Consider the following 22,936-nt stretch of genomic DNA (forward strand, 5'->3'; position numbering starts at 1 on the left):
CAATATATGTTACAGGTAAAGAATTTGCATGCCGCCTATGGCAAAGTAGAAGTGCTGCACGGTATTTCAATCGAGGTTCCGCAAGGTAAAGTCGTCACCCTGATCGGCTCCAACGGCGCCGGGAAAACAACGACCTTGCGCGCGGTATCCGGCATGATCAAGCCGGCCGGAGGAGAAATCCGGCTCAACGGCAAGGACATCACCGGCCTGGCTTCGCACAAGATTGCCCGGACCGGTCTGGCGCACTCGCCGGAAGGCCGGCGCGTATTCGCCACCTTGTCGGTCACTGACAATCTGACCCTGGGTGCTTTCCCGCGCCTGACCTTCGGACGCGAGCGCGGCGATGTGCAGGGTGACCTGAATCGTATCTTCGAGTTGTTTCCACGCCTACAAGAACGCCGCAATCAACTGGCTGGAACATTGTCCGGTGGCGAACAGCAAATGCTGGCGATGGGGCGCGCGCTGATGCTCAACCCCGAGGTCTTGCTGCTGGATGAACCGTCAATGGGGCTGGCTCCGTTGCTGGTGGAAGAAGTATTCCGCATTATCCGCGAGCTCAAAACGCGCGGCATCACCATGCTGTTGGTCGAGCAGTTCGCCGCAGCTGCACTGAATGTCGCGGATTACGGCTATGTCATGGAAAACGGACGGATTTCCTGCCACGGGCCGGCTGAGCAGTTGAAGAATGACCCAGCAGTAAGAGCCGCCTATCTGGGTGCGGCACACTAGCATTGCTAATTAGACATGACCGATCTGAACGCCTTGCCGGAAGGCCTGCCTGCACCGGCAGACGATGGAGCAGGTGCCCGTCTGTTGGGAGTGCGTTTCCCGGCAGTCAAATTGCAGGCCACCACAGGGCAGTCGGTAGATATATCGGCACTATCCGGCACTAACGTCATTTACTGCTATCCGCTGACAGGACGACCCGGCCTGAGTTTGCCCGATGGCTGGGATGATATTCCTGGGGCGCGCGGTTGTACGCCTCAGTCATGCGCGTTCCGTGATCATTATCAGGAATTGCGCAGCTTGGGAGTTGACGTCTTTGGCCTCAGTACACAACCCACGGATTATCAACGTGAAGCAGTTGAGCGGCTGCATCTTCCCTATGCACTGCTGAGTGATGCCAGTATGGCCCTGGTACATGCCCTGAAATTACCCACTTTTCAAGCAGGCTCCATGATCTTGCTCAAGAGATTGACGTTGATTGTTGCGAACGGGGTAATTGTCAAGGTGTTTTACCCTGTTTTCCCGCCGGATAAAAATGCCGATGACGTTGTGGCATGGCTAAAACAATCATAGAACCACGGGGCTACCCCTGTATCGGTTAACGCCTGCAAACTTATCTTCCATTGCCATGCTCACCCTTATACACGCCCGCATGCGCCGTTTGCGCTGGACCAGTTACACACTGGTGATCATCGGCTACATGCTGGCGTTTTTCCATCGCCTTGCGCCCGCCGCAATCGCCAATAACCTGCAACAATCCTTCCATACCAGCGGCGCGGGATTGGGCAGCCTGGCCGCGGCATATTTTTATGCGCATACCGTGATGCAAATCCCGGTGGGGGTGATGGCCGACACCATGGGCGTGCGCAAAGTCGTTGCCTTTGGCGCCCTGGTATCCGGTGTGGGTTCAGTGCTGTTTGGCGTAGCTGATACGCTGGCTCTCGCAACCCTGGGCCGCTTGCTGGTAGGTTGCGGAGTCGCCGCCATGTTCATTTCGCTGATGAAGCTGAATGCCGTGTGGTTTCACGACCGCCATTTCGGCACTATTGGCGGCATGTCGCTGCTGCTGGGCAATCTGGGTTCGGTGCTCGCCGCCACGCCGCTGGTCTGGGTCGTTACCCAGACCTCGTGGCGCAATGTCTTTGTCGCGGTCGGCGTGTTCTCCCTGGTGCTGGCGGTGCTGGTATGGTTTCTGGTGCGTAGCCATCCGGGCGAGGCGGGGCTGCCCACCATGCGTGAACTGGAGGGCAAGGAAGCCCACCCCCATCATCACGGGCACTGGTATGACGGCTTGCTCAAGGTCGTGAAGAACCGCGCCACCTGGCCCGGCTTCTGGCCCAACTTCGGTATCGGCGGCAGTCTGTTCGCATTTGCCGGGCTGTGGGCCATCCCCTACCTGCATGATGTGTATGGAATGGAGCGCACGACCGCCTCCAATCACACCATGTTGCTGTTGCTGTGTTTTGCGCTGGGGGCATTGGCATTGGGCACTCTGTCGGATCGGCTCGGCAAACGCCTGCCGGTGATCATCGGCGGCCTGGTGGTGTATGTGTTGTGCTGGCTGCCCATCGTATTCGACTGGCATTTGTCGCCCGGCCAAAACTACCTGCTGTTTGCCGTGATGGGGTTCAGCGCCGCCGGTTTCACGCTGTCCTGGGCCTGCGCGAAGGAAGTCAATCCGCCTGCCCTGTCCGGCATGGCGACCAGCGTCATCAATACCGGCGCCTTTCTGGGTGCGGCGATACTGCAGCCGCTGGTGGGCTGGGTCATGGATCAGGGCTGGAACGGACAGATGCACGCCGGCGCCCGGGTTTATTCGGAACACAACTACCAGACCGGGCTGGGCATCATGCTGGCATTTTCCGTGGTCGGCCTGATCGGCGCGCTGACTACCCGCGAAACCCACTGTCAACACATCATCATAGCCAGATCGTGATGAACTCAATGCATTCGGCATCAATATAACCAGGAGGGCAATCATGCCAAACTCAATTCTTCCCCTATGGATCAATGGTCAGCGCACCGAAAGCCGCAGCAGCCGCCGGGCCGGCGTGACCAACCCGGCGACCGGTGCGGTAATCCGGCAGGTGCCGCTGGCCAGTCGCGACGATGTAACGAACGCAATTGAAGCCGCCAAGGCCGCTTTCCCGGCCTGGCGCGAAACCACGCCGCTGCGCCGCAGCCGCATCCTGAACAAATTCCGCGAGCTGCTCGAAACGCATCGCGCGGAACTGGCGCAACTCGCCAGTGAAGAACACGGCAAGACGCTGGAAGATGCTACGGGTTCAGTGCAGCGCGGCATCGAGGTGGTGGAGTTCGCCGTCGGCGCGCCGCACCTGCTCAAGGGCGAGCACGCCGAGAATGTTGGCCGCGGCGTGGATTGCCATTCCATGCTGCAACCGATCGGTGTGTGCGCCGGCATCACCCCGTTCAACTTCCCGGCGATGGTGCCGATGTGGATGTTCCCGCTCGCCATCGCCTGCGGCAATACCTTTGTGCTCAAGCCCTCGGAAAAGGTGCCTTCGTGCAGCCTGCGCATGGCGGAACTGTTCAAGGAAGCGGGACTGCCCGACGGCGTGTTCAACGTGGTGCCCGGTGACAAGGAAGCGGTGGACACCCTGCTCAGCCATCCCGATGTGCGCGCCATATCGTTTGTCGGTTCGACACCGGTAGCAAAATACATCTATGAAACCGCGGCGCATCACGGCAAGCGCGTGCAGGCCCTGGGCGGCGCTAAAAATCATGCCGTGGTATTGCCCGATGCTGCACTGGATTTCACTGCAGACGCCATCATGGGCGCTGCCTACGGCTCCGCTGGCGAACGCTGCATGGCGATCTCCACAGTCGTGGCGGTAGGCAATATCGCTGACGCATTGGTGGCCAGGCTCAAGGAAAAGGCCGAGAAACTGGTGGTCGGCCCGGGCGACCGCAAGGGTGTGGACATGGGTCCGGTGATTTCGGCGCAGCACCGCGACAAGATAGTCGGTCTCATCGATAGCGGCGTGGCGCAAGGCGCTACGCTGGTGACGGACGGGCGCGGCATCCATGTGCCTGGATTCGAGAACGGCTACTTTGTCGGCCCGACCTTGTTCGATCATGTTTCCACCGAAATGGACATTTATCGCGAGGAAATCTTCGGGCCGGTGCTGATCGTGTTGCGTGTCGCCAGCTACGATGAAGCCATCAAGCTGGTCAACAGCAATCCTTACGCCAACGGTACCGCCATTTTCACCAGCTCGGGTGCAGCGGCGCGACGTTTCCAGCACGAGATCGAAGTCGGCATGGTCGGCATCAATGTACCGATTCCGGTGCCGATGGCATTCTTTTCCTTCGGCGGCTGGAAGTCCTCGCTGTTCGGAGACCTGCATATGCACGGCATGGAAGGCGTGTACTTCTATACCCGCACCAAGGCCATTACCAGCCGCTGGCCGGAACAGTCGGATCTCAGCGCTTCGACCCTGGTGATGCCGACGCTGGGTTAAGCGCGAAGTGAAGGGTGCGGCGAATTGATGCCGGTCGCATTTCGCCGCTGTACGCACGGGCGCATGTTTATTCATACCGGAGTGTTACGAAAACATGGATCAGAATCATCTGGCCAAATTGATGATCGAGGTAATGCTCCCCATCGCCATTCTGGTTGGCGCAGGAGCAATCTGGCCGGGCTACTTCCGGGAAGTCCCCAGCAAGACCTTGCGCATCCAGCTCAACCGGCTGGTGCTCAACCTGTTTTTTCCGGCCATCCTGTTTTCCATCGCGGCGACCACACCGATTACGTCCGGGCTGTTGCTGGTACCGCTGCTGGGCGGGATCGGCTCGCTGCTGGCCGCTGTCGTGCTGTATTTCCTGCTTTATCACTCGCCGGTGGGACGCAATTTGCACAACGGCACGCGCGCCGCGCTGGTCGTGGGAGGCATGTTCGGCAATACCTTTTTCATCGGCATGCCGGTGCTGACTTTTCTGTATGGCCCGCAGGCAGCCCGCTATCCGGCTTTCCACGACATGCTGATGACCATGCCGCTGGTGTGGAGCCTGGGTGTGTGGATTTGCACCCGGCTCGGCCCGCCGGAAGCAAACGTCGGACGCCAGCCGATCTGGCGCGTGATGCTGGGGATGCCGCCGATCTGGGCATTCATTATCGGCGCCACGCTGCATGTCACCGGTCTGGCCTTCGAACCGCTGGTTCATGCTGCCCGGATGATCGGCGAGGCGACCATTCCAATCATGATGTTCGTGCTCGGCCTGTCCATTCCATGGCGCAAACTCAGGCCAAACGGTGTGATTCTGACGACGGCGGCGGTCAAGCTGCTGCTGATGCCGCTGCTGGCATGGATCGCCGCGAAGCTGCTGTTTGCGCCGGCGAATGAGCCGCAATATGCTGCAGTCATCGAGACGGCCATGCCCACCATGCTGACTATATTGATTCTGACCGACCGCTTTCACCTGGATACTGAAGCGGGAGCGCTCCTGGTAGGATGGAGTACGCTGCTGTTCTGGTTCACGTTGCCGTTCAGCCTATGGCTGGTCCATCAATTCTAAAACGTTTTTTTATTGGCATTGATCCGGAAAGGACAAATTTAAGCCATGGAGAACACAGAGGCCACAGAGAGAGCACGGCTTTTGAGGTGAATTTTCCTTGATGGACGAGCCCGGAAAAGCGCCCATAAGTTGTTTTTACTCTGTGTTCTCTGTGCTCTCCGTGGCCAAAATTCTTTTTTGAATCAAGTATTTTTGAAAACCCGCTCAAGGAGACACCATGTCTATCAATGTCGGTTTCATAGGCCCAGGCATCATGGGCTGTCCGATGGCAATCAACCTGATCAAGGGCGGCCATGCACTGCACGCATTTGCACGTCGCGCAGAAGCCCTGCAAAGGCTGACCGCGGCAGGCGCTACGGGCTGCGCTTCGCCAGCCGAAGTCGCGGCACATGCAGATATCATTTTCACTATCGTTTCGGATACACCGGACGTTGAAGCTGTGTTATTCGGCGAGCACGGCGTGGTTCATGGCGCCCGGCCAGGCTCTGTGGTGGTAGACATGAGCACCATCTCGCCTACCGCCACCAAGACGTTCGCAGCACGCCTGGCAACCCATGGCATCGAAATGCTGGACGCACCGGTTTCCGGCGGCGAAACCGGTGCGATCAACGCCACCCTGTCGATCATGGTGGGCGGCAAGCCGGAAGTATTCGAACGCGTCAAACCGTTGTTCGAATGCATGGGCAAAAACATCGTCCACGTCGGCGACAACGGCGCCGGCCAGGTCGCCAAGGCCTGCAACCAGATCGTAGTGGCGGTGACCATCGAGGCCGTGGCCGAAGCGCTGACCTTTGCGCGCCGCAACGGCGCCGATCCGGCCAAGGTGCGCGCGGCGCTGATGGGCGGCTTTGCCGGCAGCAAGATCATGGAAGTGCACGGCCAGCGCATCCTGGACAACGATTTCAAGCCCGGCTTCAAGGTTGGCCTGCACCAGAAGGACATGCGCATCGTCATGGAGACTGCGCATCAGTTGGGCGTGGCCCTCCCCGCCGCCGCCCTGGTCACCCAACACCTCAATGCCCTGATGGGCAGCGGCGATGCGGATCTGGATTCTGCTGCTGTGGTCAAAGTGCTGGAACGCATGTCCGGCAAAGGCACTGATTAGGGGGCGGCAATGGAAAAAATCGTCTTTCTGGATTCTGACAGCATCATTGCCGACATCCGGCGTCCGGCTTTTCCGCACCAGTGGGCGGACTATCCGGCCACAGCGCCGGATCAGGTTGTGCCGCGGCTTGCCGATGCCAGCATCGTGATCACCAACAAGGTCGCGCTGCGCCGGGAAATACTGGAGCAATTGCCGGATCTGAAGATGGTCGCGGTAGCTGCCACCGGCACCGACAATGTGGACATTGGTTATTGCCGCGAACGCAATATCGTGGTCTCCAACATCCGCAACTATTCGGTCCATACCGTCCCGGAACACGTCTTCATGCTGATGCTGGCGCTGCGCCGCAACCTGCTGGCGTTCCGTGATGACCTGCGCGACGGCGCATGGCAGCGCGCCGACCAGTTCTGCCTGTTCACCCATCCGGTACGCGACCTGTACGGCAGCACTTTGGGATTGATCGGTCATGGTGCCATCGGTCAGGCAGTGCAACGGCTCGCGCTGGCGTTCGGAATGAAGGTACTGATTGTCGAACATAAGGGCGCCACCACAATACGTCCGGGTTATACAGACTTCGACAGTGCGCTTCAAGAAAGCGACGTGCTCTCCCTGCATTTGCCGCTCAACCCGAAAACCCGGCACCTGATCGGCGCCCGTGAATTCGGGCTGATGAAATCCAGTGCGCTGCTCATCAATACCGCGCGCGGCGGCCTGGTGGATGAATCCGCGCTGCTCGATGCATTGCGTGACGGGCTGATAGGCGGCGCGGGCTTCGACGTGCTGGACACCGAGCCGCCGCGGCAGGGCAATCCGTTGCTGGACCTGGATTTACCCAACTTCATTCTGACTCCGCATATTGCCTGGTCCAGCCGGGAAGCCATGCAGACCCTCGCCGACCAGCTCATCGACAACATCGAAGCTTTTTTCCACGGCACCCCGCAAAACCGCGTCGCCTGAGCAAGGTGATTGAATAAATTGCAATTATGCAGGGGGTTTGTTAGTATTTCTCATACAGCGAATTTGTGTTTCACGATACGAAATTTAAGACGGCAGACTCGCTCTGCCATCGCCACCGTTTTCTGAATTTTTCTGGAGACAAAAATGAGCACGGAAAAGAAACTGATCGAACCCCAAACCACCCCCGCGTTTTGCCAGGGCATACAGTATTTCGCGGAATCCATGCCGGATTTTGCGCAAATGGGCGATACGCCGTGCCTGTCAGAAAAAGTACCTGGCGTAAAAGACGCCAGTGACCGCAAAGCCGCCTACCAGACCTTGCTGGTAGCCGACGGCTTGCGTTATCTCACGCTGCAGGTGACCGGCGCCAAATCCTCGGGCCATCCCGGCGGCTTCGCCAGCAGCGCCGAAGCCTATGCTTCCATGGTGATGCTGGGTCATACCAACATCGTGACTGAAGTCGGCCACCATGCTCCGGGCTTCTACAGCGCCATGTTCCTCGACACTTCGCTCGAGGAAATGGGCATCACCACGGTGCAGCAGATGCGTGACCGCTTCCGCGAAAGCCACGGGCTGCTGGGCCACCTGTCCGGCGCCATTCCCGGCCTGCTGGCGCCCGCTGGCCCCTTGGGCCAGGGCCAGCACTTCGCCATGGCCGGCGCCCTGCTCCACCCCGGCAAACTGTTCCCCGTGACCATCGGCGACGGCGGTCTGGGCGAGCCGTACATCATGAGTGCGATGGTGCACTTCAATACCGCCTACCCCAAGGCCACCAACTTCTTGCCCATCCTGGTATGGAACGGCTATTCCCAGGAACATCACAGCATGGTCTCGACCTGGGACAATGCGCGCATGACGGCCTACTGGAAAGCGCATGGCTTCAAGCACGTGTATCTGGTCGACGCCAAGGAATTCGACGACCAGAATCAGGACGGCGCCTATGTCGACAGCTCGCTGTTCGCGTGGGAAAAACGCGTGGCATTTGCCGGTGCAGTGCTGAAAGCCAGCGATGCCGCCGCACAACATGCGCTCAACGGCGAGTTGTCGGTGCTGATCCTCAAGCAACTGAAAGGCACCGGCGTGCATGCCACCGGTTCCAAGTCGCATAACCTCTACGCCCATCACACCCTGGAGAGCGCAGACGTCGTGTCCGGCCTGCAACGCCGCGCGCTATCCACCGCAGCGTGGGAACTGGTACGCGAGAATTTCCGCCATGCCGGCGGCGGCCCGGCCGTGAAAACCGTAGTGACGGAATTCGAGCTGGATCTGCCCGACCTCGGCGAGCTGCCGCTGACCGAATTCGAACCCGGCAAGGAAAACAAAATACCGACCACCGCGTTTGGTGAAGTGGTCGGCGCAGTGGGCAAGCGCGATCCGCGCTTCATCGTCACCAATGCCGACGGCAACGAAGCCTCGGCCATGGCCAACATCAACAAGGCCTTGACCATCCGCCACCCGACGGTGGACGAACTGTACTTCCAGGGCCCCAATGGCCAGGTTTACGAGCCGCTCAACGAGGATGCCTGTGCCGGCCTGGCCGCTGCCGTGTCGCTGTTCGGCGGCCGATCGCTGTGGTGCTCGTATGAGTCCTTCGTCATCAACGGCCTGCCGATCTGGCAGACGGTGATCCAGGCGATGGCCGAACTGCGCCGCAAAACCCCCAGCACGGTAACGCTGTTCACCGCCGGCGCACTGGAGCAGGGACGCAATGGCTGGACCCATCAGCGCCCGGAGGTCGAGGCCTACTTCGCCGCCATGATGCGCAACGGCAATGTGTTCCCGCTGTTCCCGACTGACGCCAATTCGATTCAGGCGGCTTACGAATGGGCGCTGAAAACCTACAATAAAGGCATCGTGATCACCGCCTCGAAAACGGCGCTGCCGGTACGCACCACGCTGGCACAGAGCCGCACGGCAATCGAGGAAGGCGCGATCACTTTGCTGGATCAGAATGGCAACGGCAAAGTCGTGTTCGCAGTCACCGGCGACATGGTGCTGCTGCCCGTCTTCGAAGCAGCTGAAGCCCTGGGCAAGCAAGGCGTGGGCGTGCGCATCGTCTCGGTGGTCAACCCGCGCCGCCTGTATCGTCCAAGCGACGTTTCCTGGAACACGGTGTCGCAGCCCGACGGCAAATTCATGAACGATGCGGATTTCGATGCGCTGTTCCATGGCGATGCGCTGATCGCCGTCAGCGGCGGCCCCTCCGCGATGCTGGAGCCGGTACTGCTGAGAACGCGCGCAGCCCGCCGTGAAACCTTCTGCTGGCAGCGCGGCGAAACCACTGCAACCGCCGGACAGCTATTCGACCTCAACGGCATGAACGCCAAGGCGCTGGAACAGCGTGCGCAGGCCTTGCTTGGGAATTAAAGGCTGAAAAGGGTTTAATCCTAAAACCGCAATTCAAGCCACAGAGAGCACAGAGTTCACAGAGGGATATAAGGGGTTGTCGTAAATATTGGCTTACCTATCAGGCGAGCTGGAAAATATGCGAAACCCGCCCCAGCTCTGTGATCTCTGTGGCTAACTGTTTTTTTCAGGTTAATTACGATGCAACCAAAAATCATTGTTCTGGACGACGACCCCACCGGCTCACAGACCGTGCATGGCTGTCTGCTGCTCACCCGCTGGGATGTCGCGACGCTCAAGCAGGGTCTGGCAGATGCTTCGCCGCTGATGTTTGTGCTCACCAACACCCGCGGGATGGGTGCCGCCGAGGCAGCGCAGATCACGCGCGAGGCATGCCACAACCTGAAGCTGGCAATGGCGGGATTTGATCGTCCGGCCCTGTTCGTCAGCCGCTCCGACTCGACCCTGCGCGGCCACTATCCGGTGGAAACCGATGTGATGGCCGAAGAACTCGGTCCGTTCAACGCGCATTTTCTGGTCCCGGCTTTTTTCGAAGGCGGACGTTTCACTGTGGACAGCGTGCATTACCTGAAAGTGGACGGCAAGGCCGTGCCGGTGCATGAAACCGAATTCGCGCGCGATTCCGTGTTCGGCTACCGCCACAGTTTCCTACCCGATTATGTCGAAGAAAAAACCCAGGGCCGGATCAAAGCCGATGCGGTGGTGCGCTTCACCCTCAGCGCTATCCGCGCCGGTACGCTGGACCGATTGATGGCGCTGCAAGGGAATGCTTGCTGCGTGGTGGATGCGGAAAACCAGACCGACCTCAACCGCTTCGCCGACGACCTCGAACAGGCCGCCAGCCAGGGCAAGCGCTTCCTGTTCCGTAGCGCCGCCAGTCTGCTCACCGCGCTGGCCAAACTGCCGCCGCAACCGGTACCTGCCGAGGACATGCGGCGCTACGTCAAGGATGGCCGTCCCGGCGTGGTGGTGGTCGGTTCGCATGTCAAGAAAACCACCGAGCAACTTGCCGTGTTGCTGCAGCAAAAAGGCATCGTTGCTGTGGAAGTCGATGTCAGCCGGATGCCGGAACAGAGCCCGGCATTGCTCCAGGAAGTGCTGGCGCAAGTTGCTCGTGCTCACCAAAGTGGCCTGACGCCGGTGATCTTCACCAGCCGGGTCGAACGCCAGTTTCCCGACCAGGCAACGCGCTTGGCGTTCGGCGAACACGTTTCCGGTTTCCTGATGGACGTAGTGCACGGTCTGCCCGCCACCATCGGTTTCATCATCAGCAAGGGCGGCATCACTTCCAACGACATGCTGAGCAAGGGATTGGCATTGCCTACTGCGCGACTGGCGGGACAGATACTGGCCGGTTGCAGCGTGGTATTGACGCCTGCCGACCACCCCTTCCCCGAGATTCCGGTAGTGATCTTCCCCGGCAATGTGGGCGATGCCAACGCGCTGACGCAAGCCTGGCAACGCCTGGTTGCACCAAAACCAGGTGGCAACGAATAATCGAGGGCAGTAGAATCACCTTTTTCTTCGAATCAGCCTGAAAATCGCGATTTAATCCACCTCAGGGTATCGGAATGAAAATGAGTTTTGCGGTTATTTTGTCCCTGTCTTCAACCGGCCGATAGCGTTTTCACGCAACCATGATCACCGCTTCCCTTATCCGCGATTTACAAGCCTTGCTTCCTGCTTCTGCGGTGCTGTCCATGCGTGAGGACATGATGCCCTATGCATCTGACGGCCTGACTGCGTATCAATGTCAGCCCGGCGTCGTAGTGCTACCTGATACTGAAGACCAGGTCATCGCCATTTTACGGCTATGCCATGCTGCCGGAGTGCCGGTCATCGCGCGTGGCGCAGGCACCGGCTTGTCCGGCGGGGCGCTGCCGCGTGAGGACGCCGTGCTGCTGGGGCTGGCCAAATTCAACAAAATCCTGCACCTCGACCCGCTGGCGCGTACTGCGCGCGTGCTGCCCGGCGTGCGCAATCTCGCCATCTCAGAAGCCGCCGCACCGTACGGCCTCTACTATGCGCCGGACCCGTCCTCGCAGATTGCCTGCTCCATCGGCGGCAACGTAGCGGAAAACTCCGGCGGCGTGCATTGCCTGAAATACGGCCTCACCGTGAACAACGTCATGCGTGTGCGCGCGGTGACCATAGACGGCGAGGTGCTGGAACTCGGCGGCGAAGCGCTGGACAGCCCCGGCTACGACCTGCTGGCCCTGATGCACGGCTCGGAAGGCATGCTCGCCGTGATCACCGAAGTCACCGTCAAACTGCTCGCCAAGCCGGAACGCGCGCAAGTGGTGCTGGCGGCTTTTGACCGCATCGAAACAGCGGGCGCAGCGGTAAACGCCATCATCGCCGGGGGAATCCTGCCGGCCGGCCTGGAGATGATGGACAAACCCGCGATCGAGGCGGCGGAAGCTTTTGTCCACGCCGGTTACCCGCTCGACGCCGCCGCCATTCTGCTAGTGGAAGTGGACGGCACCAACGAGGAGGTGTCCGACGATGTGCTGCGCGTACACGACATCCTCGCCGCCAGCGGCGCCACCGAATTTCGTACCGCCAGCAACGAGGCCGAACGCCTCAAGTTCTGGGCCGGGCGCAAAAACGCCTTCCCCGCCGTAGGGCGCATGTCGCCGGACTACTACTGCATGGACGGCACCATTCCGCGCCGCGCACTGCCCACCGTGCTGCACGGCATCGCCCTGTTGTCCGCGCAATACGGACTGCGCGTCGCCAATGTGTTTCACGCCGGCGACGGCAACCTGCACCCGCTCATCCTCTACGATGCCAACACCCCCGGCGAACTGGAAAAAACCGAAGCCTTCGGCGCAAAAATCCTTGAGCTGTGCGTCGCCCAAGGCGGCACCATTACCGGCGAGCACGGCGTGGGCGTGGAAAAAATCGACCAGATGTGCGTGCAGTTTAGCCCGCTGGAATTGCAGGCTTTCCACGCGGTCAAAGCCGCATTCGACCCACGCGTATTATTGAACCCCGGTAAGGCCGTACCTATTCTGCGCCGCTGCGCCGAACTGGGCGCGATGCACGTGCACGACGGGCAACTGCCGCATCCTGAATTACCGCGATTCTGACAGGCACCCATGCAAGCAATCATTGACCAGGTACACGCCGCCATCGCCGCACAAACGCCGCTGCAAATCCGCGCCGGCGGCAGCAAGGACTGGTACGGCAATGCGCCGACCGGCCAGCTGCTCGATGTTTCCGCGCACAGCGGCATCGTCGAATACGAGCCGGTGGAGCTGGTGCTGACCGCAAAAGCCGGCACCCCGCTGGCCGAAATCGAAGCCGTGCTCGCCGCCAACGGGCAGATGCTGTCGTTCGAACCGCCGCATTACGGCGCACACGCCACGCTGGGCGGCACCCTGGCGTGCGGCTTCGCCGGGCCGCGCCGCGCCTTTGCCGGCAGCGCGCGCGACGCACTGCTCGGCGTGCAGTTGCTGGATGGCCGCGGCGACGTGCTCAACTTCGGCGGCAAAGTCATCAAGAACGTCGCCGGTTATGATGTATCGCGCCTGATGGCGGGCGCCATGGGTACGCTCGGGGTGATCCTGCAAGCCTCGCTCAAAGTGCTGCCGCGCCCCGCCCAGGAGCTCACCCTGCAATTCGAACTCGATCAGGACAACGCCATCCTCCACATGAATCAGCTCGCCGGCCTGCCGCTGCCCATTTCCGCTGCCGCCTGGGTCGGCGGCGTGATGATGCTGCGGCTGGAAGGGAGCGGCCCGGGCATTCATGCTGCGCAAGTGAAGCTGGGCGGTGAAGTGAACCCGCACGGCGCCGCTTTCTGGCTCGCCGCACGCGAGCAGACCGCCGCGCTGTTCGGCGGCGCTACGCCGCTATGGCGCCTGTCGGTACCCTCCAGCACACCGCCCATTGACCTGCCCGGCAAACAGGCCGTCACCTGGGGCGGCGCGCAGCGCTGGCTCAAGTCCGATGCCCCGGCCGGGCACATCCGCAGCGCTGCGGCCGAGGCAGGCGGTCATGCCACGCTGTTTCGCGCGGCGGACAAATCCGCGGGCGTATTCCAACCGCTGCCCAAAGCCATGCTGGCGCTGCACCAGCGCCTGAAACAACAATTCGACCCGCACGGCATATTCAATCGCGGGCGGCTCTACGCGGAGTTCTGACCATGCAAACCCAGCTTGCCGATTTCATCCGCGACACGCCCGAAGGGGTTGAAGCTGAACGCATCCTGCGCAGTTGCGTGCATTGCGGTTTTTGCCTGGCCACCTGCCCCACCTATCAAATCCTCGGCGACGAACTGGATTCGCCGCGCGGGCGCATTTACCTGATGAAGCAGTATCTGGAAAGCGGCGAGGTATCAGAAAAAACCCAGCTGCATCTGGATCGCTGTCTCACCTGCCGCAATTGCGAAACCACCTGCCCGTCCGGGGTGGAATACTCGAAACTGCTGGATATCGGTCGCGGCCTGATCGAAAAACAGGTTCCGCGCAGCCCGCTGGCTGCGATGCAACGCTACGCCCTGCGCCAGGTTCTGCCGCGCCCAACCCTGTTTTCCAGCCTGCTCGCGTTGGGACACGCGGCACGACCCTTCTTGCCAGCCAGCCTGAAATCAAAACTACCCGCGAAACAGAATTCTTCATCTCGCCCGAAAGGGCGTCATGCACGCCACATGCTGGTTCTGGAAGGTTGCGTACAGCCCGCGCTGGCGCCCAACATCAACGCGGCGGCGGCGCGGCTGCTTGATAAGATCGGCATTTCGCTGGTTGCGGCGGACAAAGCCGGCTGCTGCGGCGCGGTCAGCTACCACCTCAACGCCCAGGACGAAGGGCTGGATTACATGCGCCGCAACATCGACGCGTGGTGGCCGCTTCTCGAAGCGGGCGCAGAAGCCATCGTGATGACCGCCTCCGGTTGCGGCGTCACGGTCAAGGAATACGGCCATTACCTGCAACACGACCCGGCCTATGCTGCCAAAGCAGCGCGGGTTTCGGCCCTGACGCGCGACCTCAGCGAAGTCGTGCTGGCCGAGGCAGAGGTACTCAAAAGCCAGTTTGAGCCGCTGCCCAAGCCACGCGCGCGCGTCGCCTTCCACGCGCCCTGCACGCTGCAGCATGGCCAGAAAATCACCGGCGTGGTGGAAGCCCTGCTCACCGTGGCCGGATTTGAAGTGATATCAGTCAGCGAGTCCAACCTGTGCTGCGGCTCAGCCGGCACCTACTCGATCCTGCAACCTGAAATCTCCACCCAGCTGCGCGAACGTAAACTCGGCCACCTGCAGGCGCGCCAGCCCGAAGTCATTGCGACAGCCAATATCGGCTGCCTGACGCATCTGCAATCCGGCACCGCCACGCCGGTTCGGCACTGGATAGAATTGCTGGACGAGGTTTAAACTGTCAGCGAACAATTCGAGGTCTTGAGTCAACAAAGGGCGTGAAGAGCCCCAAGGAAGAAGAATTATCGTGTCTGACCCTATTCACGTTCTGAGAATGTTTCATCGCTGACGATAGTTGATTGCAGAAATTGTCCGACTGCGGACTGAATCCCGCTCCAGTCCTTGAGGTAAACTCGCCTGTAGGTGACCTGAACTACAGCGTTCAGCGGGCTGAAAATGAAGTACTGTTGGCACAGAGGGTTGTACGCTATCCCATGCACTGTCGGCCCCACTTCGTCAGCGGTGCAACTGACATAAGTCTGCATGTCCGCACCCATATCGGGAGTGTAATAAAGGTCGTTATAGTGGCGGTATTCGGCTTTAGGCACATCTGGAAATCGATGGAAATCGACCCCCACACGCTTCAGGCCGAATTTTCCTGGTTTCGGGTACAAATGATCCAGGTCATGACAGATTGCCTTCCCGGGTAGGCTAGGCGGCGGAATGCAGACCTGTTTTAGGAAGAACTTATCAGTATCCAGATCAATATGCAGTCGATCGCGCGCGTGGATCGCCGGATCTACCGCGCCGGACCCGACGAGTATCATGAGCATTCGCCCCATACCCGGCACCTCGAAGGACTGGTTGTTGCCCACGGTGTGCGGCCCCATCTCCGGCCACAGCGTCTCAAGCAGCATATCCTGCTGCACGTTATGCGGATCCGTCGGACGGCCATGTGGATAAATCACGGCTTCCATCCACTCGGCACCGTCACTCATGTTGTAGCCGGCAGGTACGAGAACTTGAAGCCTGTGAGTGCCAGTGTGGTCAAGCGGCCAGTTGAGCCGGAGGGGAGGCGAATAAGGTGTATTGGACTCGGGGGATTGCGCGCAACCACCCAGCCAACCTACAAGTGCCAACACTACAAATACCCCAGCACCAAAAAATATGCGTTTTTTCTGGCTCATATCGTAGGGCCGAGAATATATCCAGGATCACTGGCGTAGGGCTGGAGCATCCCACCGGTGAAGCGCAAATCCGGCTGAGTGTCGAGAACATAACCAGTCGTCACCTGTGCCGCCCCTGCAGATAAGCGCTGGTTGATAAATCTAGGTTATAGATTGCATTGGCCGCATTGGTGGCCAATTTCAAAATGTCAATGAGCGTTTGCGAAATGGGTTGCCCAATTTGCGGCGTCAAATTTCCCAGTACTGTTCCAGCGGTCAGTGCCATTATTGAACCTCCTCGCATAAATCAATTACTTTTAACTTGCCTTGCAATGGTGGCTGGTTGAGTTCCACATTCATATAGGCGAACCGGCAGCCGTCTGGTGATACCTTCCCATCCGTTACACTATCGTGTGATATCTGGTTTACTTTTTCACCATGTGACAAATAAATGCCAGATTCACCACTCCAAACGTTATTTGTCCACATGATGCCTCTCTGAGTCAGCCTGACTCCTCCCACCCATGATGCATTTGAAAATGCATCCGGCTTTTTAATCTCTCTCAATTCGCCTTTAGCCAGCAGAATATGAATAAAAACCTTGATACTAGATGACCTATCAGAGTTTCCAGACACAGTTCGACTGTCCACAAATAAATATGCGTTTGCAAAGTTATAGTAGTCAGCTCGTAGCAAATTATTATTCATATGCAAGGTAAGCGGTGGGCTATTCATTGGGTAAAAAATAACGAAATCCTGAGGCAAAACCGGCCCACGGTTTTTATAGCTATGTTTGCCCAAGACGATGAACCCGTCTTCTTTGCGCAGAGGTTTGACGTACTCGTCAGGGTGCGCTTCCATGTACTGCCTGGTTATGGCAGAAGGCTGGTTGCCGCAGTCGCCAGGATACATATACAGTCTGGATTTCTTGGTGGTATCAACCGCCGTTTCCAGACCCATCGGGCCAGAGAGATATTCAAAGTCCGATGGTTTTCCCGCACTTTCTGTATTCTTGGGGACAGCAATATTAATGATTCCATCCTGGTAGCAGGTGACGCTACCGACACGGTAGCGCGTGATCGCGCCGCTATTGACGTCCCATATTTTAGTGACATCAATATTTTCGGCATATGCGTGTCTCTTCTCGCCACTCAAAGGCCCTAGGATTATTGCCAAAGTTTTAAGTGGGTCGCCATCCCATATTTTCTTTTCCCTCGTCCAGAATATGATCCGGTGGTTGTCCATCCAGAACCAATTCTCCGCATGGACCCCTGAGTCATGTACCGGATAGTTGCCGCTCAATGGTGTGGATGGGTTTAATATCTGGTCCAGCGGAACAACTGGCGTGGAATATGCAGATTCTCCGTGTGTGGTGCTTCCCTGGTCCGCTACCGGGACCGGGTCTGCTTGGGCAATGGCCGCCACCAAAACCAGCGCCATCAGGGCAAACATATAGGCGCCACTCTTCCACGACAGGATGAGCTTGGTTTTCAATAAAACAGGGATTTGATAATCCAATCCATTTTTTGTTTGTATTTGCATTCCGTCTTCCATTTTCATTTTCTGCTCGCGCTGTTTTGTGTCAAACATGGCAATTATTTATCGACATGTAACATCCATAATTAAGCATTAAATCGATAAACTTTCGTTACATGGCTGGTTTTGTTTACTAGTTGCAACCGGTTTTAGGCTGCTCAGTTCCTTCAAGTCTTCCAGTGCTGTCAATTCGCTACGCTCTTTCAGCGTGTCGCCGATAAAAAATACTTTTGCCAGCAGCCCAGTAGGAAAATCGAAATGCAGAAATTTCCTCTCACCTGCGGCCAGCCGAATGGTCGTTTCCGCTGGCTTGCCAAACATGCCAGTCGTCCCTTCAATGGAATGACGGCCAGGGGTAAGTTTTTGCTGCAGATAGGAACCGTTGTACAGTTCGCCTGATTTATACCATCAATGAGAAGCGGCACGGTTTGTCCAGAAGCGAATAGCGCAGACTTCCGGTAGACAATCAGTTCAGCGCTGGCTGGAGAATTGCGGCCCCGGTGCTGCGCACCCTGCCAGCATCCCGCCAACAATTAACGCAAACGTGAATTGTTCAATTGCCTTAATCATTGGTTTCACCCGTTGATGTTGGTAAAGGCGATGACGCGGTGAGCGCCAACGAATAATCCCCCCCATTCTGCTGAAAAACTCCAGCTTGCGGGGAGATTCAGGGCACGGAAATTCGAGGTTTTGTATTAACATATCCATAATTAGTGCGCTTGGGTAAAGCTCTCAGCCACCGCATTTTATCGTAACGCACGCTTTCTCCCACCCATGCTGGCTCGCCCGTTCAGCCACCGCATCGCTGAGTCAAGCATCAACTCTGCCAACACCACAATACCCCTACAAAACCCCCGTGAATATTAGCGTTGCCTGATACCTGACGGGCGAGTAGAATTAGACTATTTCGCTCTAAATTTCGAGTTATCGCCAATGGACAGACAAAGCTGGCTGGAGGGTACCCTCTACCGCCCCGATTTCGAACAGGACAGTTGCGGCTTCGGCCTGATGGCTCAGCTGGATGACCAGCCCAGCCACTGGCTGGTGCAGACGGCGATTTCGTCGCTGGCCTGCCTGACGCATCGCGGCGCGGTGGCGGCGGACGGAAAATCCGGCGACGGCTGCGGCCTGTTGTTCAAAAAACCGGATGCATTCCTGCGCACCGTTGCCGCCGAATGCGGCTTTGATCTGGCCAGGCACTATGCCGCCGGTCTGGTGTTCCTGAATCAGGATGCGGCGCTTGCTGCCACTGCGCGCGACACCCTTACCCGCGAGTTGCAAGCTCAAGGGTTGAGCGTGGCGGGCTACCGTCAGCTTCCGGTGGACGTTTCGGTGTGCGGCGAATACGCGCTGGCGACGCTGCCGCATTTCGAGCAGGTGTTCGTCAACTGCCCGGATTCGCTGGATGCGGAAAGCTTCGAGCGCAAACTTTATATCGCACGGCGCCTTACCGAAAAAGCACTGGCTGGCGACAAGGCATTTTATATCCCCACCTTGTCCGGCAAGGTAATTCTGTACAAGGGCCTGGTGATGCCCGCCGCGCTGCCGGTGTTCTACCCTGACCTCAGCGACGAGCGTTTTGCCTCTTCATTGGCGGTGTACCACCAGCGCTTCTCCACCAATACCTGGCCGGAATGGCGTCTGGCGCAGCCGTTCCGCTACCTCGCCCACAACGGCGAAATCAATACCGTGCAGGGCAACCGCAACTGGTCGCTGGCGCGCGAGCGCAAGTTCGCCACGCCGCTGATCCCGAACATGGATGACGTGCGCCCCATCGTCGCCAAAAACGGCTCCGATTCGTACAGCATGGACAACATGCTGGAAGGCCTGGTGATGGGTGGGGCGGGACTGTTCCGCTCGCTGCGCATGCTGATTCCGCCGGCCTGGCAGAACGTGCCGTCGATGGACGCCGACCTGCGCGCCTTTTACGAATACAACTCCATGCACATGGAACCGTGGGACGGCCCCGCCGGCGTGGTGCTGACCGACGGCCGCTACGGCGCCTGCCTGCTGGACCGCAACGGCCTGCGTCCGGCGCGTTATGTGGTTACCAAGGATCGCCATTTCACTATCGCCTCGGAAATCGGGGTGTGGAACTACCCGCCGGAAAACGTGGTGCAGAAAGGTCGCATCAAGCCCGGCCAGATGATCGCTGTCGACCTGGAAAACGGCCGCATCCTGCTGCCCGAGGATATCGAGACCGAACTGAAGTCTGCCCATCCGTACCGCGAGTGGCTGAAAAACGCCCAGCGCCTGGAGCTGGGCATGGAGCAGGATGCGAATTGTCCGGCCATGGACGCCCCCAGCCTGTCGGTGTACCAGAAGCTGTTCAACGTCAGTTTCGAGGAACGCGACCAGATTCTGCGCGTGCTGGCCGAAGACGGGCAGGAAGCGGTCGGCTCGATGGGCGACGACACGCCGATGGCGGTGCTGTCGCAGAAAGTGCGTTCGCCGTTCGACTACTTGCGCCAGCAGTTCGCCCAGGTCACCAACCCGCCGATCGACCCGATCCGCGAAGCGATCGTGATGTCGCTCAATACCTGTTTTGGTCCCGAGCGCAACCTGTTCGAGGAGACGCCCCAGCATGCGCACCGGCTGGAAGTGGCGTCGCCGGTGCTGTCGCATGACGCCTTCACCTACCTCACCACACTCGCCGATCCGGAATACCGTTCCTTCACGCTGGAGCTGGGCTACGATCCGGCCCAGACCAGCCTCAAGGCCGCGCTGGAAAAGCTCACCGCCGATGCCATTGCAGCAGTACAGGCTGGCAATGTGATCCTGGTATTGTCCGACCGCAAGATTGGCAAAACCCTGCTGCCGATCCACTCACTGTTTGCCGTGGGCGCTGTGCACCATGCCCTGATCAGCGCGGGATTGCGTTGCGATTGCAATATCGTCGCGGAAACCGGCGCCGCGCGCGACCCGCACCAAGTCGCCTGCCTGATCGGCTATGGCGCGACGGCCGTGTATCCGTATCTGGCTTACCAGGCGATTCTGGAAATGGTGAAAAGCGGCGAAATCGCGCTGCCGCCTGCCAAGGCGCTGGCCAACTACCGCAAGGGTACCGACAAGGGCCTGCTCAAGGTGCTGTCCAAAATGGGCATTTCCACCGTGGCGAGCTATCGCGGTGCACAGTTGTTCGAGGGTGTCGGCATCCATGAGGAAGTGGTCGAGCTGTGCCTGAAAGACACGGTGTCGCGCATTTCCGGTGCCAACTTCGAGGACTTCGAGGAAGACCAGAAAAAGCTCGCCCGCCTCGCCTTCAACCCGATGCGCCCGATCGGCCCGGGCGGCCTGCTCAAGTTCATTTTCGGCGAGGAGTTCCACGCCTACAACCCGGACGTGGTGATGCAGCTGCAAAATGCCGTGAAGTCCGGCGATTACGCAAAGTACAAGGAGTATGCGGCGCTGGTAAACGGCCGTCAGGTCGCCATGCTGCGCGACCTGATGGGGTTGCGCGAAGACATACAGCCCATCCCGCTGGATGAAGTCGAGTCGGTGGAGAAAATCCTCAAGCGTTTCGACTCGGCCGGCATGTCGCTCGGCGCGCTCTCCCCCGAGGCGCACGAAGCGCTGGCGCAGGGCATGAACCGCATCGGCGGGCGTTCCAACTCCGGCGAAGGCGGCGAAGACCCGGTCCGCTACGGCACGCTGAAGATGTCCAAGATCAAGCAGGTAGCGTCCGGCCGTTTCGGCGTAACCCCGCATTATCTGGTCAACGCAGAGGTATTGCAGATCAAGATCGCGCAGGGTGCCAAGCCCGGCGAAGGCGGCCAGCTGCCGGGCCATAAAGTATCGGAAATGATCGCCAAACTGCGCTGCGCCAAACCCGGCATTTCGCTGATTTCACCGCCGCCGCACCATGACATTTACTCCATCGAAGATCTGGCCCAACTGATTTTCGACCTGAAACAGGTCAACCCGCAGGCGCTGGTGTCGGTGAAGCTGGTGGCCGAACCCGGGGTCGGCACCGTGGCCGCCGGCGTGGCCAAGGCTTACGCCGACCTGATTACCATATCCGGCTACGACGGCGGCACCGGCGCCTCGCCGCTGACCAGCGTGAAATACGCCGGTACGCCGTGGGAACTCGGGCTGACCGAAGCGCAACAGGTGTTGCGTGCCAACGGCCTGCGCGGGCGCGTGCGGGTGCAGACCGACGGCGGCCTGAAAACCGGCTACGACGTGGTGAAAGCCGCCATTCTCGGCGCCGAGTCGTTTGGCTTCGGCACTGCGCCGATGATCGCGCTGGGCTGCAAATACCTGCGCATTTGCCATCTCAATAACTGCGCCACCGGTGTCGCCACCCAGGACGAGCGCCTGCGCAAACAACACTTTGTCGGTCTGCCTGAGATGGTGGTTAATTTCTTCACCTTTGTCGCGCAGGAAACACGCGAGTGGATGGCCAGGCTGGGCGTACGCACTATCGAAGAGCTGATCGGCCGCAACGATCTGCTCAAGCTCTCGCAAGGCGACACGGCGCGTCAGGGCAGGCTCAATCTGCAAACCCTGCTCAGCCAGGGCAGCATCCCCGACAGCGAGCCGCGTTTCTGTGTGGAGCCTTCCAACCCGTCGTTCGACAAGGGCGAGCTGGCCGAACAAATGGTGATTGATGCTACCGAATGCATCCTGACCCAGATTCCGACCACGCTGGAATACACGGTACGCAACGTCAACCGCTCCATCGGCGCGCGCCTGTCCGGCGAAATCGCGCGGGCCCACGGCGCGGCCGGATTGCCCGCAGGTTGTCTGACGCTCAAGCTCAAAGGCTCGGCCGGGCAGAGTTTCGGCGTATGGAACCACAAAGGATTGCAGCTGCTGCTGGAAGGCGACGCCAACGACTATGTGGGCAAGGGCATGGCCGGCGGATGCATTGCCATCCAGCCGCCGCAAGGCTCCGGTTTCGTCGCGCATGATGCGGTCATCATCGGCAATACCTGCCTGTACGGCGCCACTGGCGGCGAACTGTACGCTGCCGGCATGGCCGGCGAGCGTTTCGCGGTCCGCAATTCCGGCGCCAGCGCCGTCGTGGAAGGCGCGGGCGATCACTGCTGCGAATACATGACCGGCGGCTGCGTGCTGGTGCTGGGCGATACCGGCCTCAACTTCGGCGCAGGCATGACCGGCGGTTTCGCCATGGTCTACGATGCCAGCGACGCGTTCATGCATCGCTACAACAACGAGTTGATCGACATCCACCGCATCAATACCGAGACGACCGTGGAGTACCGCCATTTCCTCAGGCAGCGCATCGAGACTCACGTACTGCATACGGATAGTGCGCGCGGCCGCTGGATGCTGGAAAACTTCGCCGAAGTGGTGGCGCGTTTCTGGCTGGTGAAGCCGAAAGCGGTCACGCTGGATTCTCTGCTGAAAGATTAAAACGGCCCTGCGCCCACACTGGAATAG

General features: G+C 59.4%; 17 protein-coding genes. 13 read left to right on the forward strand and 4 right to left on the reverse strand.

The window, feature by feature from the left end; genetic code table 11:
* Window positions 1–6: 6 nt before the first annotated feature.
* The 12 genes from ACFDAU_RS15185 (at window position 7) to glcF (ending at window position 15,065) form a co-directional block, all read left to right on the forward strand.
* Window positions 7–729 carry an ABC transporter ATP-binding protein gene (locus ACFDAU_RS15185; RefSeq protein ID WP_413437744.1) on the forward strand — a complete coding sequence of 241 codons (723 nt, stop codon included), beginning with the start codon at window positions 7–9 and terminating at the stop codon, window positions 727–729.
* Window positions 730–744: 15 nt separating this feature from the next.
* A complete protein-coding gene (locus tag ACFDAU_RS15190; RefSeq protein ID WP_413437745.1) occupies window positions 745–1,299 on the forward strand; it encodes a peroxiredoxin in 555 nt (184 codons plus the stop codon).
* A 55-nt stretch (window positions 1,300–1,354) separates the two neighbouring features.
* Complete coding sequence (locus tag ACFDAU_RS15195; protein WP_413437746.1) at window positions 1,355–2,662, forward strand: MFS transporter; 1,308 nt, start codon at window positions 1,355–1,357, stop codon at window positions 2,660–2,662.
* Window positions 2,663–2,705: 43 nt separating this feature from the next.
* The gene (locus tag ACFDAU_RS15200) at window positions 2,706–4,208 is read left to right on the forward strand and encodes a CoA-acylating methylmalonate-semialdehyde dehydrogenase (RefSeq protein ID WP_413437748.1); all 1,503 of its coding nucleotides are present in this window, start codon (window positions 2,706–2,708) and stop codon (window positions 4,206–4,208) included.
* Window positions 4,209–4,302: 94 nt separating this feature from the next.
* Window positions 4,303–5,262, forward strand: coding sequence for an AEC family transporter (locus ACFDAU_RS15205; protein ID WP_413437749.1), 960 nt, complete (start codon window positions 4,303–4,305; stop codon window positions 5,260–5,262).
* 217 nt (window positions 5,263–5,479) lie between these two features.
* Entirely contained in the window at window positions 5,480–6,367 is an 888-nt protein-coding gene (locus tag ACFDAU_RS15210; protein ID WP_413437751.1) for a 2-hydroxy-3-oxopropionate reductase, read from the forward strand.
* 9 nt (window positions 6,368–6,376) lie between these two features.
* A complete protein-coding gene (locus ACFDAU_RS15215) occupies window positions 6,377–7,324 on the forward strand; it encodes a D-2-hydroxyacid dehydrogenase (protein WP_413437752.1) in 948 nt (315 codons plus the stop codon).
* 144 nt (window positions 7,325–7,468) lie between these two features.
* Window positions 7,469–9,691: a phosphoketolase gene (locus ACFDAU_RS15220; RefSeq protein WP_413437753.1), complete on the forward strand. Its 2,223-nt coding sequence runs from the start codon at window positions 7,469–7,471 to the stop codon at window positions 9,689–9,691.
* Between the two features lie 180 nt (window positions 9,692–9,871).
* Window positions 9,872–11,188, forward strand: a complete 1,317-nt coding sequence (locus ACFDAU_RS15225; RefSeq protein ID WP_413437754.1) for a four-carbon acid sugar kinase family protein — start codon at window positions 9,872–9,874, stop codon at window positions 11,186–11,188.
* A gap of 140 nt (window positions 11,189–11,328) precedes the next feature.
* Window positions 11,329–12,783, forward strand: a complete 1,455-nt coding sequence (locus ACFDAU_RS15230) for an FAD-linked oxidase C-terminal domain-containing protein (protein ID WP_413437755.1) — start codon at window positions 11,329–11,331, stop codon at window positions 12,781–12,783.
* Between the two features lie 9 nt (window positions 12,784–12,792).
* The gene (gene glcE, locus ACFDAU_RS15235; protein ID WP_413437756.1) at window positions 12,793–13,839 is read left to right on the forward strand and encodes a glycolate oxidase subunit GlcE; all 1,047 of its coding nucleotides are present in this window, start codon (window positions 12,793–12,795) and stop codon (window positions 13,837–13,839) included.
* 2 nt (window positions 13,840–13,841) lie between these two features.
* Window positions 13,842–15,065, forward strand: coding sequence for a glycolate oxidase subunit GlcF (gene glcF / locus ACFDAU_RS15240; RefSeq protein ID WP_413437757.1), 1,224 nt, complete (start codon window positions 13,842–13,844; stop codon window positions 15,063–15,065).
* An 80-nt stretch (window positions 15,066–15,145) separates the two neighbouring features.
* Here the strand turns inward: glcF and ACFDAU_RS15245 are convergent, their stop codons facing one another.
* The 4 genes from ACFDAU_RS15245 to ACFDAU_RS15260 all read right to left on the reverse strand — a co-directional run bounded on the left by ACFDAU_RS15245 (window position 15,146) and on the right by ACFDAU_RS15260 (window position 17,851).
* Window positions 15,146–16,015 carry a hypothetical protein gene (locus ACFDAU_RS15245; protein ID WP_413437759.1) on the reverse strand — a complete coding sequence of 290 codons (870 nt, stop codon included), beginning with the start codon at window positions 16,013–16,015 and terminating at the stop codon, window positions 15,146–15,148.
* A 100-nt stretch (window positions 16,016–16,115) separates the two neighbouring features.
* Window positions 16,116–16,280 (reverse strand): hypothetical protein, encoded by a 165-nt coding sequence (locus ACFDAU_RS15250; protein ID WP_413437760.1) that lies wholly within the window; start codon window positions 16,278–16,280, stop codon window positions 16,116–16,118.
* Complete coding sequence (locus tag ACFDAU_RS15255; RefSeq protein WP_413437761.1) at window positions 16,280–17,584, reverse strand: hypothetical protein; 1,305 nt, start codon at window positions 17,582–17,584, stop codon at window positions 16,280–16,282. The genes ACFDAU_RS15250 and ACFDAU_RS15255 overlap by 1 nt, the downstream gene beginning before the upstream one ends.
* A gap of 39 nt (window positions 17,585–17,623) precedes the next feature.
* Window positions 17,624–17,851, reverse strand: coding sequence for a hypothetical protein (locus ACFDAU_RS15260; protein ID WP_413437762.1), 228 nt, complete (start codon window positions 17,849–17,851; stop codon window positions 17,624–17,626).
* Between the two features lie 612 nt (window positions 17,852–18,463).
* Between ACFDAU_RS15260 and gltB the strand changes: the two genes are divergently transcribed.
* Window positions 18,464–22,909, forward strand: coding sequence for a glutamate synthase large subunit (gene gltB, locus ACFDAU_RS15265; RefSeq protein ID WP_413437763.1), 4,446 nt, complete (start codon window positions 18,464–18,466; stop codon window positions 22,907–22,909).
* Window positions 22,910–22,936: the final 27 nt, after the last annotated feature.

It is taken from the genome of Sulfuriferula sp. GW1 (assembly GCF_047300855.1).
In the GTDB taxonomy this organism is placed as follows: Bacteria; Pseudomonadota; Gammaproteobacteria; order Burkholderiales; family Sulfuriferulaceae; genus Sulfuriferula.

Coding starts and splice junctions, on each gene's coding strand:
- ACFDAU_RS15205 (WP_413437749.1), top strand. CDS start 4,303: ATGGATCAGAATCATCTGGCCAAATTGATGATCGAGGTAATGCTCCCC.
- ACFDAU_RS15230 (WP_413437755.1), top strand. CDS start 11,329: ATGATCACCGCTTCCCTTATCCGCGATTTACAAGCCTTGCTTCCTGCT.
- ACFDAU_RS15215 (WP_413437752.1), top strand. CDS start 6,377: ATGGAAAAAATCGTCTTTCTGGATTCTGACAGCATCATTGCCGACATC.
- ACFDAU_RS15195 (WP_413437746.1), top strand. CDS start 1,355: ATGCTCACCCTTATACACGCCCGCATGCGCCGTTTGCGCTGGACCAGT.
- glcE (WP_413437756.1), top strand. CDS start 12,793: ATGCAAGCAATCATTGACCAGGTACACGCCGCCATCGCCGCACAAACG.
- ACFDAU_RS15185 (WP_413437744.1), top strand. CDS start 7: ATGTTACAGGTAAAGAATTTGCATGCCGCCTATGGCAAAGTAGAAGTG.
- ACFDAU_RS15200 (WP_413437748.1), top strand. CDS start 2,706: ATGCCAAACTCAATTCTTCCCCTATGGATCAATGGTCAGCGCACCGAA.
- gltB (WP_413437763.1), top strand. CDS start 18,464: ATGGACAGACAAAGCTGGCTGGAGGGTACCCTCTACCGCCCCGATTTC.
- glcF (WP_413437757.1), top strand. CDS start 13,842: ATGCAAACCCAGCTTGCCGATTTCATCCGCGACACGCCCGAAGGGGTT.
- ACFDAU_RS15245 (WP_413437759.1), bottom strand. CDS start 16,015: ATGAGCCAGAAAAAACGCATATTTTTTGGTGCTGGGGTATTTGTAGTG.
- ACFDAU_RS15210 (WP_413437751.1), top strand. CDS start 5,480: ATGTCTATCAATGTCGGTTTCATAGGCCCAGGCATCATGGGCTGTCCG.
- ACFDAU_RS15190 (WP_413437745.1), top strand. CDS start 745: ATGACCGATCTGAACGCCTTGCCGGAAGGCCTGCCTGCACCGGCAGAC.
- ACFDAU_RS15250 (WP_413437760.1), bottom strand. CDS start 16,280: ATGGCACTGACCGCTGGAACAGTACTGGGAAATTTGACGCCGCAAATT.
- ACFDAU_RS15255 (WP_413437761.1), bottom strand. CDS start 17,584: ATGTTTGACACAAAACAGCGCGAGCAGAAAATGAAAATGGAAGACGGA.
- ACFDAU_RS15220 (WP_413437753.1), top strand. CDS start 7,469: ATGAGCACGGAAAAGAAACTGATCGAACCCCAAACCACCCCCGCGTTT.
- ACFDAU_RS15225 (WP_413437754.1), top strand. CDS start 9,872: ATGCAACCAAAAATCATTGTTCTGGACGACGACCCCACCGGCTCACAG.
- ACFDAU_RS15260 (WP_413437762.1), bottom strand. CDS start 17,851: ATGTTTGGCAAGCCAGCGGAAACGACCATTCGGCTGGCCGCAGGTGAG.